We start from the raw sequence: 12,528 nt of genomic DNA, 5'->3' as shown, positions 1-12,528 counted from the left end.
GAAGCACACGTTAGCCGGACCAGAATGGTACAGTCCGGGTACATAGGTAACACTTCTGTCCGGCAACATGGGTGACACTCGGTCGGTCATTCCCGGATGATGCAATCCCGCTCGTCCAGCGTCGCAATCAGCACGGCGCCGAAGTAGATGTACCACACGCCATCGTCGACCTTGTCCAGGCCGACCCGCTCCCCGCTCAGCGCATTCGCGAGGTAGAGCAGGCGGTTGTGGAAGCGGAAGGTCCCACCCGTCGTCACGCCCTTCACCGTGAAGTGCCCCGGATACTCCGGCGCGAGGATGCGTGACGGATAGGCGCGCGGCGACGTGTCGTACTGCGACGCCGGCGTCTCCATGCCGCGCGTCTCGTGCGGCCGGATCTCGTTGTACTCCTCACGAAACACGTCGAAGGCCCGCTGCTGCGCATGCACGGTCGCCCGCGCGGGCCGGATCGCGCGCCGCTTCAGCGTCCGGTGCATCCGCTCGTGCGCCCCGTTCTCGCTCGGCGTCCCCGGCGTGATGCGCTGGTGCGCGATGCCGAGCTTGAGCCACCACACGCTGAGCCGCGACAGCCCGTGCAGCCCCACGGTCGCGAACGGCGCCCCGTTGTCGCTGCAGATCGCGCGCGGCAGCCCGTACTCGCGGAATGCCCGCTCGAAGACCGGCCAGGCGGTCACCGTCTGCGTCGAGGGCCGCGCGCGGCACGCGAGCAGATAGCGCGTGTGCTGGTCCGCGAGCGTGAGCGGGTAGCACCACGTGCCGTCGCCCGTGCGGAACTCGCCCTTGAAGTCTGTCGTCCACACGTCGTTCGGGGCCGTGGTGTGGATGCGCCGGCCAGTCGGTGCGGTGCGGATGCCGCCGTTGCAGGACCCGCAGGAGCTTCCGCGCACCCCAGTCGTCGTGCTTGATGCGCAGCGCGCAGAGCAGGTCGGCCAGTTCGGCCGACATCCGATGTGGGCAATGATGCGGCGCGCGGCTCCGGTCCTGCAATCCCTGGCGCCCTTCCTCACGCGCCCGCGCGATCCACTTGTAGCTGGTCTTCCGGCTCACGCCGTAGTGCGCGCACAGCTGCAACACCGGCATCCGGCCGCGCTGCACGTCGTCGATGAACTGCTCCCGTTGGTCCACGGACTGGGTCTCCTGCCAAGGCATCAGGCTAACTCGCGGAAAGGAGGTAGACCGTGCAGTTTAGGGAGGACTGTCACCCATGTTCCCGGACAGTTGTGTTACCCATGTCCCCGACTGTTCAACACCAACTTCTTCGGGTGCAGGCCAATGCGACTACGCCGCTATGCTCTCGTCTTCGGGCTTGCAGCTCTCCCGGGATCGATTGGCGCTCAAGAGGTCTCCGCGACGAGCCTCGGTCGCGTACGCGCCACCTTCAGCGAGCCATTCTCGCGCGTCGCCGCGGTACGCGAGGAGCCAGATGGACGCGTGCTCGTCCTCGACGACATTGAGAATCGCATCGTCCGTGTCGACCTCCGTGCGATGACGGCCACACCGCTCGGCCGGCAAGGGAGGGGCCCCGGGGAGTACACTTTGCCGCTCGACCTCTTGGCTCTCCCCGGTGATACAACGCTCGCAGTCGACATGACTGGCGGGGGTCGTGCACTGCTCATCGTCACCCGTGGGGCGACTGACGGGCGCATCGGCGCGAACGGCTTCGAGCCCGGCGCACCGCTCTTCTTTCGTCCGGACGTGCAATCGGATGCCCGCGGCAACCTGTATGAGCTGGTGATGTTGACCTCTCCCGCTGACCGCCAGGAGGGGTACTCCGGAGTTCGTCGACTCAATCGCGCCTCCGGGCGCCTCGATACAATCGGACGCGTCAGCCAGCGGGTGCGGTCGCCCCTCGTCCGTCCCGTGGCGCCGAGCCCAGCCAATGGAGGTCAGCGCCGTGCGGGTGGTCCGCCACCACCGTATGCGACAGTCGACCAATGGGCGGTCGCGCCCGACGGTCGCATCGCGATCGTGACCACCGACCCCTATCGCGTACGCTTCGTCGACCCGACCGGGCGCGTCGTCGAGGGACCACCGATCTCGTATCGCGCTGTGCCGATGAGCGTTGAGCTCAAAGCCGAGTGGCGACAGCGCCAAGAGCAGCCCGTGGCGACCCTTCAGATGGGCGCGGGTGGAGCGATGACGGCCGGATGGGTGCGTCGGCCGTACCAGGAACCACCGGAATGGCCGGACGTGCTCCCTCCCTTCTTCGGCCGTGCGCTGCGGTTCGCACCGGACGGAATGCTCTGGATTGAGCGGCTCGGGCCGGCCGGCGCTGGCCAACTCTTCGATGTCGTCGATGCGCGCGGTCAGCTGGCGAGACGGGTCGCACTGTCCCCCAAGATGCGCGTCGTCGGCTTTGGCCGGAACGGCGTGTACACGGTGCGCCGTGACACCGATGATCTCGAGTATCTCCAACTGCAGGATACGCAGCCGTAGCGCGGCCGCCCACCCGCATTTCATTGGAGCGTCCGAAGCAAAAGCACACGATATGACGACTTGCGACCCTCCGAGCGAATGAGAGTCGCCGTCATCGGCGGTTCCGGACTTGTCGGCGCCCAGCTCATTGCGACCCTCCGTCGTCACGGGCACGATGCCGTTGCGGCGTCACGTGCGACGGGGGTGAACTCGGTCTCTGGCGTCGGCTTGGCCGGAGCCGTGGCGGCCGCCCGCGTCGTGGCCGACGTGACCAATCCGCCGTCGTTTGACGACCACGCGGTGTTGACGTTCTTCGAGGCATCCGCGCGCAATGTCGCCGCCGCGTCGCTCGCGGCAGGCGTTGGGCACCTGGTCCTGTTGTCCGTGGTCGGCACGGATCGCCTCGGCGACAGCGCGTACTTTCGGGCCAAGATGGTGCAGGAGAACGCAGTCCGCGCGAGTGGGGTGCCGTATACCATAGTGCGGGCGACGCAGTTCTTTGAGTTCGCGGCAGGCATCGCGCAGTCCGCCTCCGACGGCAACACCGTGCGCGTGCCGGTGGCCACCGTGCAACCCATCGCGTCCCGAGACGTCGCCGCGGCCCTCGCCGAGATCATTGCCGGTCCGCCTGCCAATGGCCTCCTTGAACTTGCGGGCCCAGAGCGTATGGCCCTCGAGGATTTCGTTCGGCGGTCGCTCTCGGCACGGGGAGATCATCGCGTCGTCACTACGGATCCGTACGCGCGCTACTATGGAAGGACTGTAGCGGCCCATTGGAGCGTTTGCAGCAGAAGCCCGCGCTATATCAACGCCACCGCCTTTCGATGCCAGCACCCAGAAAGCGCACATTCGCGCGCAGCAAGCAGTCTCCGGACGTACTCGGCATCCTCGTGCTCCGGGTGACGCTGCGCCACGTGGAGCCTCCCGTCTGGCGCGAGATCTCGGTGCCGGACTTCTTCACCCTCCAGCAACTGCACCGAGTCCTCCAGTGCTCCTTTGCGTGGATGGACTACCATCTCCACGAGTTCCAGATCAGGCGTGAGCGGTTCGTGCCAAGAGAGAGCGAGATTGCAGGCACCGGCACCGCACGGACGACCCTGGCGTCGCTCGGCCTCAAGCGCGGGTCAAAGTTCGTCTATGCCTACGACTATGGCGACGGCTGGGAGCACGACATCGAGGTCGTCGCCATGGCGCACGAGACCATAGACCCGCGCGCCATTCCCCTGCCTCGCATTCTCGACGGGCAGCGTGCCGCGCCACCGGAGGACTGCGGTGGTCCCCCGGGCTATGCCAGGCTCCGGGACGCACTGATGGATCCCGAGCATCCGGACCACGCCCAAGCCCACGCCTGGGTGCCGCGCGGATTCGACCCCGCCGTATTCGACCTGCCCAACGCCGACCATGGCCTTGTGCTGGCTTGCGCGTGGGGCGCGATATAACGACGCTCGCTAGGGAACCCAGGCGCGAAGGACGGAATCCGTGACCGTGCCTTGAGGTCGGTTATGCGACGCTTCTATTCCGGTGCTGCGGTGCGGCCATACACTCGAAAGCCGGGCGAGAGATAGCCCTCGGGGAAATCCGGAACGCCGCCTTCGAACGCGAATCGAATGACCAAGGGCTGGCTGCGGGCGCCCGGGGCAAGCACACCGCCTGGCACGCCGGCCGTCCAAACCGCACCGACCCCGGGGCGGCCGTTCTCGGCGTTCGCTGCAACGAGATTTCGCAGGCCAAGCCCATTGTCAAACGCATCCAGGAAGTGCTGCATTCGCACGTGCAGCGGTCCGTACACGGGGCGAATGCCCTCGTTCTGGATCTCAAGCGTGACCGTATACGTGCGAGCCGCAAAATCGAGCCGCGTACTCCTGACGAGCAAACGAATGTCGCGCGTGATGTCCTGCATACCGGGCGGAACGGCGACGGCATCCGGAGCGGGATCAAGGGGCGGCGGCAGCGAGTGCAAGGACGCAACCATCGCGGGATCTGCCTTGAAACGGGTGTGCCAGAGCTGCATCACCCCCGTTTCCCCATTGATCCAGGCAGCGTGGAACACGCCCTCCGCGTCCGCAGTGAGTCCCTGGGTGTCCCCGCCCATTGGGAACCGCGCGGGGATGCTCGCGCCCGTCTGGAAGTGAGCCAGATAGGTTCCGCTCTGGTCGGAGTTGAACGCCGTCCCGAACGTCTCCCAATTCGCCGGATGGCTCGCGCACGTCGGGGCATCGCTGAGCCGCTGCGCCGTATGGAAGTGCTCGCCGCCGTCGGTCGATACGGCCGCGTACAGTCGCCAGCAGCGCCCCGCTGGGTCGTCGCGCCGGTCGTTCCAGATCACGGCCACCACGCCGTCCCTGCTCACGGCGATGGCCGGGTTCGCCACGTCGCCGCGCGGCGCATCGCTCGCCACCGATGTCGCCCAGGTCTCGCCGAAATCCCCCGTCCTCCACACGCGAGCGACGTATCGGTCCAATGCGGGATCGTAGTCGGATGCAACGAAATAGATGCGATTGCGGTAGCGGCCGCGCGTCAGGTCCATCGCCGGGCGAACGTAGCCCACCGCCGAGTGACCACGGAATCGGCGGCGCGGGCTCCCGGTGACGCTTAGCCGTGGCTTGGGCGCGTACCGCGCCGGCCCGAACGACTCGCCACCATCGTCCGATACGGCGACGCCGATGGTCCAGGCGTTCAGCGAATCGCGCCGAAACCGTTCGGCCTGCTGGTCATCCACCGACCCTTGCAGCGTCAGCAGGAGGAGCCCAGCCGGCGTGACGAGCGGCTCTAGGGGGACCGCGTTGAGCGGCGCGCCTGGGTTGGCCCCGTTGCGATCATCGCCGGCGACGCTGCGGAGCGGAAAGCTCTGTCCACCGTCGTCGGAGCGAGCCAGGAATGGCGTGACGCCGCGCGATCCTTCGCGCGTGCTATAGACCCCGGTGCCGGTGAAGTACGTGCGTCCGCCGAACAATCCGCGCCCAGGATCGGAGGCGAGCCACTGGCGATCGGCGTACGGGAGCACGGTCGTGCGCCGCCACGTGCGTCCTCCATCGGTCGAGCGCGCGATGATGCTCCGGCGAACCCCGTCCACATCCGCAAGCGTCGAGAAGAGCGAGACGCCGTCCCGGGCGATGTAGACGACCGGATCTGCCGCTCCCACCGTCATACCGGAATCGCCGATGAACTGCCCGCGCATCCAGTTCCGTCCACCGTCGAAGGACGCGTATGGATAGGCGCGTATCTCGCCTTGAACGACAACCATCGAAGTGGCAAGGATGTGCTGAGCATCCTGAGGATTGACGGCGATATGGCTCTCGACGTGCGGTCGCGCCTCGTGGTCGACGCTGACCTGACGAGCACCCAACCGTTCGATGCCGGACCGTGCGGCCTGTGCGGCGACGGGTTGGGAGACTGTTAGGAGGTACAGGAACAGCGGCCACAAGCCTCTCATAGCATCCTCCGTGGAAGCCGAAGCACGGCGGCACCAGCGGCCGCCGTTGGGAGTATCGCCTATACTATTCAGTTCTATGTATAGATTGGACAGCGCCCCATCGCAAGCGTTGGGCCGAGGTGCCATCCTAGGCGCAATCCAAGCCCAGAGGCCGAATCCTTGGGCGATACACCGGCGCCTCCCCTACGCCGCTACCGCCCCCATACGGCCCATCGCCGTAGCAGGCTCAGTGCACGTCCCGCAGATTGAACAGGCCGCTTCTTCCGTCTTCAATCTTCCGTCTTAAGACCCTATGCACCTCGCACTCTTCGGCGCCACCGGCCGCGTCGGCACCCGCGTACTCGAATACGCCATCGCCGACAGCCACAGGCTCCGCGCACTCGTCCGCGACCCCGCCAAGCTCGCGCCGCGCGACAGCCTCGAGGTCGTGCAGGGCGACGTCCTCGTCCCCGCCGATGTCGAACGCACCGTCGCCGGCACCGACGCCGTCATCTCCACGCTCGGCGGCGCCGGCGTGGACGATCCCGGCGACGCGCAATCGCAGGGAATGCGCAACATCGTCGCCGCGATGCAGCAACTGGGCGTGCACCGCGTGCTCGGTGTCGCCGGCGGCGGCATTCTCGACTCCGTGCACGGCGGGCTGCGCCACGACCAGCCCACGTTCCCCGCCGTCTTCAAGAAGGTCAGCAACAAGCACAAGGAGGCCTGGCACGCGATGCGCGACAGCGGCCTCGACTGGACGATGGTCGCCACCGGCGACATCGTGCCGGGCGAACGCACGGGCACCTACCGCACGCTCGAGGACTTCCTGCCCGAGGGCGCGCGCAAGATCAGCGTCGAGGACGTCGCCGACTTCCTCCTCAGGGCGCTGCGCGACAGTGCGCACCTCAAGAAGCGCGTCGGCGCCGGCTACTAGCCGACGCCGACGCGGGACGAGCAGCGGGGCCGAGTCCCCCGGCCCGGGCACCCGCTGGCGCTACTTGGCGACGTACCCGCCGTCTACCAGGTAGCTCGCGCCGGTCACAAACGACGCCTCGTCCGCTCCGAGGAAGCAAATCACCGCCGCGACTTCTTCCGGCGTGCCGATGCGTCCTGCCGGATGCAGCGGCACCACCGCCTCCTCCAAACCGACGATCATCGGCGTCTTGATGAACGCCGGGTTCACCGCGTTCACGCGGATGCCGAGCGGGGCGAGCTCGAGCGATGCCGCCTTTGTCATCCCGACCACGGCGTGCTTGGCGGCGGTATATGCCACCGCGTGCTCGAACGCGACGAGCCCGAGGATCGAGCTCACGTTGATGATGGACCCGGCGATCTTCCCGGCCTTCATCACGCGCACGGCGTGCTTCACGCCAAAGAACACGCCGTCGAGGTTGACGCCCATCAACTTGCGCCACTCGGCTTCGGTGATGGCATCCACCGCCGTCTCGAGCCCGCCGACGCCGGCGTTGTTGACCATCACGTCGAGGCGACCGTAGGCCTTCACCGCACTGTCCACCAGCGCGGCGACCTCGGCTTCCTTGGACACGTCGGCCTGCAGCGCCACCGCCTGCCCGCTGCGCTTGATTTGGTTGGCGACGGCCACCGCCTGCTCGTGGTTGATGTCGGACACGACCACCGCCGCGCCTTCCGCGCCGAAGCGCAGGGCCGCTGCCGCGCCGATGCCGCTGCCACCACCGGTGACGATCACCGTCTTGCCCTTGAACCGCTGCATCGCGCTCCTCGCGTAGGGGACGAGCGCAATGTCGGACCGGGACCAGGCGCGGTCAGTCGGGGAGATTCACCACCCGATGTGGGGGACTCCCCGGTAGGGCGATTCCTTCAGGCCGCCAGCGCGCGGCGCACGGCCGCACCGGCCGCCTGCACCTGCACGGCGTCCACGCCGGTCTCCAGCCCGCGCGCGGCGAGCATCGCGAGCACCGCCTCGGTCGCGACGTTCCCGGTCGCCCCAGGCGCGAAGGGGCAGCCCCCCAGGCCGCTCGCGCTGGCGTCGATGCTGCGCACGCCAAGCGCGAGGCAGGCCTCGAGATTCGCCAACGCACGGCCGTAGGTGTCGTGGAAGTGCGCATTCACGCGCGGGGCCTCCACGAGCGAGAGCACAGCCTCGAACACTGCCGTCGTGCGCTCCGGCGTCCCGACGCCGATGGTGTCGGCGATGGACAGCTCATCCACGCCGAGGTCGAGCAGGCGCGCCGCGACGTCACGCACGGCACTCGGCGCAATCTCTCCCTCGTACGGACAGCCCAGCGCGCAGCTCACGGTCCCGCGCACGTGCAGCCCGGCGGCCTTGGCGCGCTCGACCACCGGCGCAAACCGCGCCAGGGACTCCTCGATGGAACAGTTAATGTTCCGCTGCGAGAAGGTCTCGCTCGCCGCGCCGAACACGACGATGCCATCAGGCCGCGTCGGCAGGGCGCGCTCCAGGCCGCGCAGGTTGGGCACGAGCACTGTGTAGCGTACGCCGCAGCGCCGCGTGATGCCGGCCATCACCTGCTCGGCGTCGGCCAGCTGCGGGATGGCCGTCGGGCTCACGAAGCTCGTGACCTCGATGACGGGCAAACCAGCCGCGGACAGCGCGTCCACCAGCGCGACCTTGGCCGCGACCGGCAGGACGGCCCGCTCATTCTGGAGCCCGTCGCGGGGAGAGACCTCGACGATGGTGACGTCACGCGGCATTCTGAAGCATAATGTAGTCATCCCTATGACTTCACTCCCCGTCTATACCATCCCGCCGCGCACGACGATCGGGCACGTGCACCTCAAGGTCTCCGACCTCGAGCGCTCGGTGGCGTTCTACCGGGACGTGCTCGGCTTCGAGCTGCAGATGCTGTACGGCACGCAGGCCGCCTTCCTCTCGGCCGGCGGCTACCACCATCACCTCGGGCTCAACACCTGGGAGAGCGCCGGCAGCGGCCCCGCCCCGCGTCGCGCACCGGGGCTGTACCACGTGGCCATCCTTTTCGCCGAGGAGCGTGAACTGGCCGTCGCCGTCGCGCGCGTGATGAAGGCCGGCGTGTCCCTCACCGGGGCCTCGGACCACGGCGTGAGCAAGGCGATCTACCTCGACGACCCCGACGGCAACGGCATCGAGCTCTATTGGGATCGGCCACAAGCCGAATGGCCTAAGAATCCCGATGGCTCGCTCACGATGTTCACGCGCGGCCTCGACCTCGACGCACTGCTCGCCCTGGCCTCGTGATCCAAGGCGAGATCCCGCGAGGCTTCACGACCCGCTTCGCCCCCGCACCGACCGGACACCTGCACCTCGGCCACATCGTGAATGCGGTCTGGGTGTGGGGCCTCGCGCGCGCCTACGACGGCCGCGTGCTGCTGCGCATCGAGGACCACGACCGCGGTCGTTGCCGTCCGGAGTTCGAGGCCAGCATCCTCGACGACCTCGAGTGGCTGGGGCTCGCGCCGGACGAACCGCCCGCGAGCGCATTCCGCGAGGGCCGCTCGCACTTCCGGCAAACCGACAATGGTGACCGATACTCACAGGTGCTGGGGCAGCTCGAGGCCCGCGGACTCGCCTATGCCTGCACCTGCTCCCGGCGCGACATCGAGACTGCCTGGGCCGAGACCTGGGCGCGCGAGCAAGCGGGCATCCCGCTGCTCGAGGGCGTGGAACTGCGCTACACCGGCAGATGCCGCCAGCGCGCAGTGGACCCGAGCAGCACGCCGGCCCGCCGCATCGTGATGGACGCCGAGGATCCGATCGTCTTCGAGGACCTGCGCTGGGGCCGGCGCGTGCAGGAACCGCGCCTGCAGTGCGGCGACCTGCTCGCCCGCGACCGTCACGGCAACTTCACCTACCAGTTCTGCGTGACGGTGGACGACCTCGACCAAGGCGTGTCGCTCGTGATCCGCGGCGACGACCTGCTCGAGAGCTGCGGCCGGCAGATCCTGCTCGCGCGCCTGCTCGGACGCAACGAACCGCCGCGCTACCTGCACCACCCGCTGGTGACGCACGCCGATGGCCGAAAGCTCAGCAAGTCGGCGGGCGATTCCGGCGTGCGTGAGCTGCGTGCCTTCGGTGCCACGCCGGAGGCCGTGCTCGGCCGCGCCGCGCAGCTCGGCGGCCTCGTACACGATGGTTCGCCGATCGCCGCCGCGGACCTGCGGCATCTCTTCCGCTGAGTCGCTCGTGACCGCACCGCTGCTCGCGCTGGCCGGCTTCCTTGCACTCCAGCTCGGCATCGGCGTGTGGGTCTCACGCCGCATCGCGACCGAGGACGACTATCTCGTCGGCGGCCGGCGCTTCGGCTACCTGCTCGCGACGTTCTCGATCTTCGCCACTTGGTTCGGCGCCGAGACGGTGATCGGCTCCGCCGGCGAGACCTACGCGCACGGCGTGTCGCTGGCTTCGGCCGAACCGTTCGGCTACGGGCTCTGCCTCGTGCTGATGGGGCTGTTCATCGCCAAGCCGCTGTGGAATCGCGGGCTCACGACGCTAGCGGACCTCTACCGCACGCGCTTCGGCGTCGGTGTGGAGCGCCTCGCGGCGGTGCTCCTCATTCCGGCATCCGTGCTTTGGGCAGCGGCGCAGATCCGCGCCTTCGGGACCGTGCTCGCGCTCGTGGGCGAGCTGCCGATCGGGCTGTCGGTAGGCATCGCCGCCGGTTTCGTTATTCTCTACACGACGTTCGGCGGGCTGCTCGCCGACGCCATTACCGACGTGATCCAAGGCGGCGTACTCGTCATCGGACTCATCGCGCTCCTGGTGATAGTCGTCGGACACGTCGGCGGCACGGCGTCCGCGGCCCAACTGCTCGTGCAGAGCGATCGCGTGAACCTTGCGCCGCAGGCGGCGGGTCCGTGGTATCTCACGCTCGAGGCCTGGGCGATTCCCGTCATCGGCTCGCTCACCGCCACGGAGGTCATCGGCCGCGTGATCGCGGCGCGCAGTGGCCGCGTCGCGCAGCGCTCGTCGCTGGCGGCCGGCGCGCTGTACCTCGGCGTCGGCATCATCCCCATCATCATCGCGCTGCTGGCGGCGAGCTTCGTGCCTGGGCTCGCGGACGCCGAGGCGGTGCTGCCGGCCGTGGCGCGCGACCTGATGCCGCCGCTGCTCTTCGCGATCTTCGCCGGCGGACTCGTCTCGGCGATTCTCTCCACCGTGGACTCCACGCTGCTCGTGTCGTCAGGGCTGCTGACGCACAATCTGATCATTCCGCTCACGCAGGTCCGCGACGAGCGGCACAAGGTACTGATCGCCCGCGCCGGCGTCGTCGGCTTCGGGACCATCGCGTACCTGCTGGCGCTCAACACCAGCGGCGTGCTCGCGCTGGTGGAGCAGGCCTCGGCGTTCGGCAGCACCGGCATCGTCATCACGGTGCTGTTCGGCCTGTTCACCACGCTCGGCTCGCCGCGCACGGCGGCCGCGACGCTGGTCATCGGGCTCGTGAGCTATGTTGGAGGCGTCTTAGCCGGACTCGAGACGCCGTTCCTCGTCTCGCTGGCCTGTGCGCTCACCACCTGGGGACTCGGATGCGCGACCGACGCCAAGGCGTCCTCCTAGGCGCCGCCTTCCTGATGGCGACCTCGGCCATCGGGCCGGGGTTCCTCACGCAGACGGCGGTATTCACGGAGCGGCTCGGCCCGAGCTTCGCCTTCGCGATTCTCGTGAGCGTGCTCGTGGACCTCGCGGCGCAGGTCAGCATCTGGCGCGTGCTCACCGTCTCCGGCAAGCGCGCCACGGAAGTCGGCAATCTCGTGGCCAAGGGGCTCGGCACCGCGCTAGCGCTACTCGTGGCGCTCGGTGGATTGGCGTTCAACGTCGGCAACGTCGCCGGCACCGGCGTGGGACTCGAGGCCGCCGTAGGCCTGCCCGTCATCCCGGCGTCCATCGCCAGCGCAGCGCTCGCGATCGGCATCTTCGTCACCAAGGACGCCGGCCGCATCCTCGACCGCCTGGTCGTGGTGCTGGGGGCCTGCTTGATCGCCCTGATGCTCTACGTGGCAGTGACCAGCGGTCCGCCGGTGGCTGAGGCGGCGTTGCGTAGCGTGTGGCCGGAGACCGTGGATGCGCTGTCCATCGTGACCATCGTCGGCGGCACGGTGGGTGGGTACATCACGTTTGCCGGTGCGCATCGGCTCGTGGACGCCGGCGTGCACGGCCTCGAGTCGGTGACGCTCGTCACGCAGTCGGCGGTGACGGCAATCAGCGCCGCGACGCTGATGCGCGTCGTGCTGTTTCTTGCGGCGCTGGGTGTGGTGCACCAAGGCCTGCGGCTCGACCCCGCCAACCCGGCGGGCAGCGTGTTCCGTCTTGCCACCGGAGACGCGGGCTTCCGGCTGTTCGGCGTGGTGATGTGGTGCGCCGCGGTGACGTCGCTGATCGGCGCCGCGTACACCAGCGTGTCGTTCCTGCGCGACCTGCATCCGGCGATCGATCGTCACTGGCAGCGCGCGGTGATCGTGCTCATCGCGGTGTCGACGTTGATCTTCGTGCTCACCGGACGTCCGGCCCGGACATTGGTCGTGGTCGGCACGCTCAACGGGCTCATCCTCCCGCTGGCGCTCGGGACGATGCTCGTCGCGGCGTACCGGCGCGACATCATCGGCGAGTACCGGCAGCCACGCCTGCTCACGGCCGCCGGGGCGGTGGCGGCGCTGGCGATGGCCGTGGCTGGCGCCTACGTGGCCGTGCGCGACCTGCCCGGGATGTTCCGCTAGCCAAC

Annotated in this window: 12 protein-coding genes and 1 pseudogene; 8 read left to right on the top strand and 5 right to left on the bottom strand. The window is 68.4% G+C overall.

From position 1 onward, the window contains the following. Nucleotides 1-86: 86 nt before the first annotated feature. Nucleotides 87-887 (bottom strand): transposase, encoded by an 801-nt coding sequence (locus KF689_03370; GenBank protein ID MBX3132417.1) that lies wholly within the window; start codon nt 885-887, stop codon nt 87-89. Next, nucleotides 847-1,149 (bottom strand): annotated as a pseudogene (locus KF689_03365) (helix-turn-helix domain containing protein). Before KF689_03365 ends, KF689_03370 begins: the two are co-directional and overlap by 41 nt. Nucleotides 1,150-1,587: 438 nt before the next feature. On the opposite strand from KF689_03365, the gene KF689_03360 reads away from it, so the two are divergent. The 3 genes from KF689_03360 (at nt 1,588) to KF689_03350 (ending at nt 3,854) form a co-directional block, all read left to right on the top strand. Continuing rightward, the gene (locus tag KF689_03360) at nt 1,588-2,436 is read left to right on the top strand and encodes a hypothetical protein (GenBank protein MBX3132416.1); all 849 of its coding nucleotides are present in this window, start codon (nt 1,588-1,590) and stop codon (nt 2,434-2,436) included. A 78-nt stretch (nt 2,437-2,514) separates the two neighbouring features. Then, nucleotides 2,515-3,318 (top strand): SDR family oxidoreductase, encoded by an 804-nt coding sequence (locus KF689_03355; GenBank protein MBX3132415.1) that lies wholly within the window; start codon nt 2,515-2,517, stop codon nt 3,316-3,318. Beyond that, nucleotides 3,315-3,854: a plasmid pRiA4b ORF-3 family protein gene (locus KF689_03350; protein MBX3132414.1), complete on the top strand. Its 540-nt coding sequence runs from the start codon at nt 3,315-3,317 to the stop codon at nt 3,852-3,854. Before KF689_03355 ends, KF689_03350 begins: the two co-directional genes overlap by 4 nt. 74 nt (nt 3,855-3,928) lie before the next feature. On the opposite strand, the gene KF689_03345 is transcribed toward KF689_03350, so the two are convergent. Next, nucleotides 3,929-5,839, bottom strand: coding sequence for an exo-alpha-sialidase (locus KF689_03345; protein ID MBX3132413.1), 1,911 nt, complete (start codon nt 5,837-5,839; stop codon nt 3,929-3,931). A gap of 301 nt (nt 5,840-6,140) precedes the next feature. Here KF689_03345 and KF689_03340 point away from each other — a divergent pair, with 301 nt between their 5' ends. Beyond that, nucleotides 6,141-6,764, top strand: coding sequence for an SDR family oxidoreductase (locus KF689_03340; protein ID MBX3132412.1), 624 nt, complete (start codon nt 6,141-6,143; stop codon nt 6,762-6,764). A 60-nt stretch (nt 6,765-6,824) separates the two neighbouring features. Here the strand turns inward: KF689_03340 and KF689_03335 are convergent, their stop codons facing one another. Together KF689_03335 and KF689_03330 are read right to left on the bottom strand one after the other, a co-directional pair. Beyond that, nucleotides 6,825-7,562, bottom strand: coding sequence for an SDR family oxidoreductase (locus KF689_03335; protein ID MBX3132411.1), 738 nt, complete (start codon nt 7,560-7,562; stop codon nt 6,825-6,827). 107 nt (nt 7,563-7,669) lie between these two features. Beyond that, nucleotides 7,670-8,524: a hydroxymethylglutaryl-CoA lyase gene (locus KF689_03330; GenBank protein MBX3132410.1), complete on the bottom strand. Its 855-nt coding sequence runs from the start codon at nt 8,522-8,524 to the stop codon at nt 7,670-7,672. A gap of 25 nt (nt 8,525-8,549) precedes the next feature. On the opposite strand from KF689_03330, the gene KF689_03325 reads away from it, so the two are divergent. Genes KF689_03325 through KF689_03310 form a run of 4 tightly spaced genes read left to right on the top strand, consistent with a single transcriptional unit; the run spans nt 8,550 to nt 12,523 of the window. After that, the gene (locus KF689_03325; GenBank protein ID MBX3132409.1) at nt 8,550-9,047 is read left to right on the top strand and encodes a VOC family protein; all 498 of its coding nucleotides are present in this window, start codon (nt 8,550-8,552) and stop codon (nt 9,045-9,047) included. After that, entirely contained in the window at nt 9,044-9,985 is a 942-nt protein-coding gene (locus KF689_03320; protein MBX3132408.1) for a hypothetical protein, read from the top strand. Before KF689_03325 ends, KF689_03320 begins: the two co-directional genes overlap by 4 nt. A gap of 7 nt (nt 9,986-9,992) precedes the next feature. Then, nucleotides 9,993-11,366 carry a sodium:solute symporter family protein gene (locus tag KF689_03315; GenBank protein MBX3132407.1) on the top strand — a complete coding sequence of 458 codons (1,374 nt, stop codon included), beginning with the start codon at nt 9,993-9,995 and terminating at the stop codon, nt 11,364-11,366. Next, nucleotides 11,336-12,523, top strand: coding sequence for a divalent metal cation transporter (locus tag KF689_03310; GenBank protein MBX3132406.1), 1,188 nt, complete (start codon nt 11,336-11,338; stop codon nt 12,521-12,523). The genes KF689_03315 and KF689_03310 overlap by 31 nt, the downstream gene beginning before the upstream one ends. Nucleotides 12,524-12,528 lie beyond the last annotated feature (5 nt).

The sequence above is a fragment of the Gemmatimonadaceae bacterium genome, assembly GCA_019637355.1.
Classification (GTDB): Bacteria; Gemmatimonadota; Gemmatimonadetes; order Gemmatimonadales; family Gemmatimonadaceae; genus Pseudogemmatithrix.
Note: the sequence above shows the minus strand (reverse complement) of the source record. Positions and strands in the feature narration are given on the sequence as shown.

Excerpts from the sequence above, each read along its gene's own strand:
- KF689_03310 (MBX3132406.1), top strand. The coding sequence starts at position 11,336 with ATGCGCGACCGACGCCAAGGCGTCCTCCTAGGCGCCGCCTTCCTGATG.
- KF689_03335 (MBX3132411.1), bottom strand. The coding sequence starts at position 7,562 with ATGCAGCGGTTCAAGGGCAAGACGGTGATCGTCACCGGTGGTGGCAGC.
- KF689_03355 (MBX3132415.1), top strand. The coding sequence starts at position 2,515 with ATGAGAGTCGCCGTCATCGGCGGTTCCGGACTTGTCGGCGCCCAGCTC.
- KF689_03340 (MBX3132412.1), top strand. The coding sequence starts at position 6,141 with ATGCACCTCGCACTCTTCGGCGCCACCGGCCGCGTCGGCACCCGCGTA.
- KF689_03330 (MBX3132410.1), bottom strand. The coding sequence starts at position 8,524 with ATGCCGCGTGACGTCACCATCGTCGAGGTCTCTCCCCGCGACGGGCTC.
- KF689_03360 (MBX3132416.1), top strand. The coding sequence starts at position 1,588 with ATGACTGGCGGGGGTCGTGCACTGCTCATCGTCACCCGTGGGGCGACT.
- KF689_03325 (MBX3132409.1), top strand. The coding sequence starts at position 8,550 with ATGACTTCACTCCCCGTCTATACCATCCCGCCGCGCACGACGATCGGG.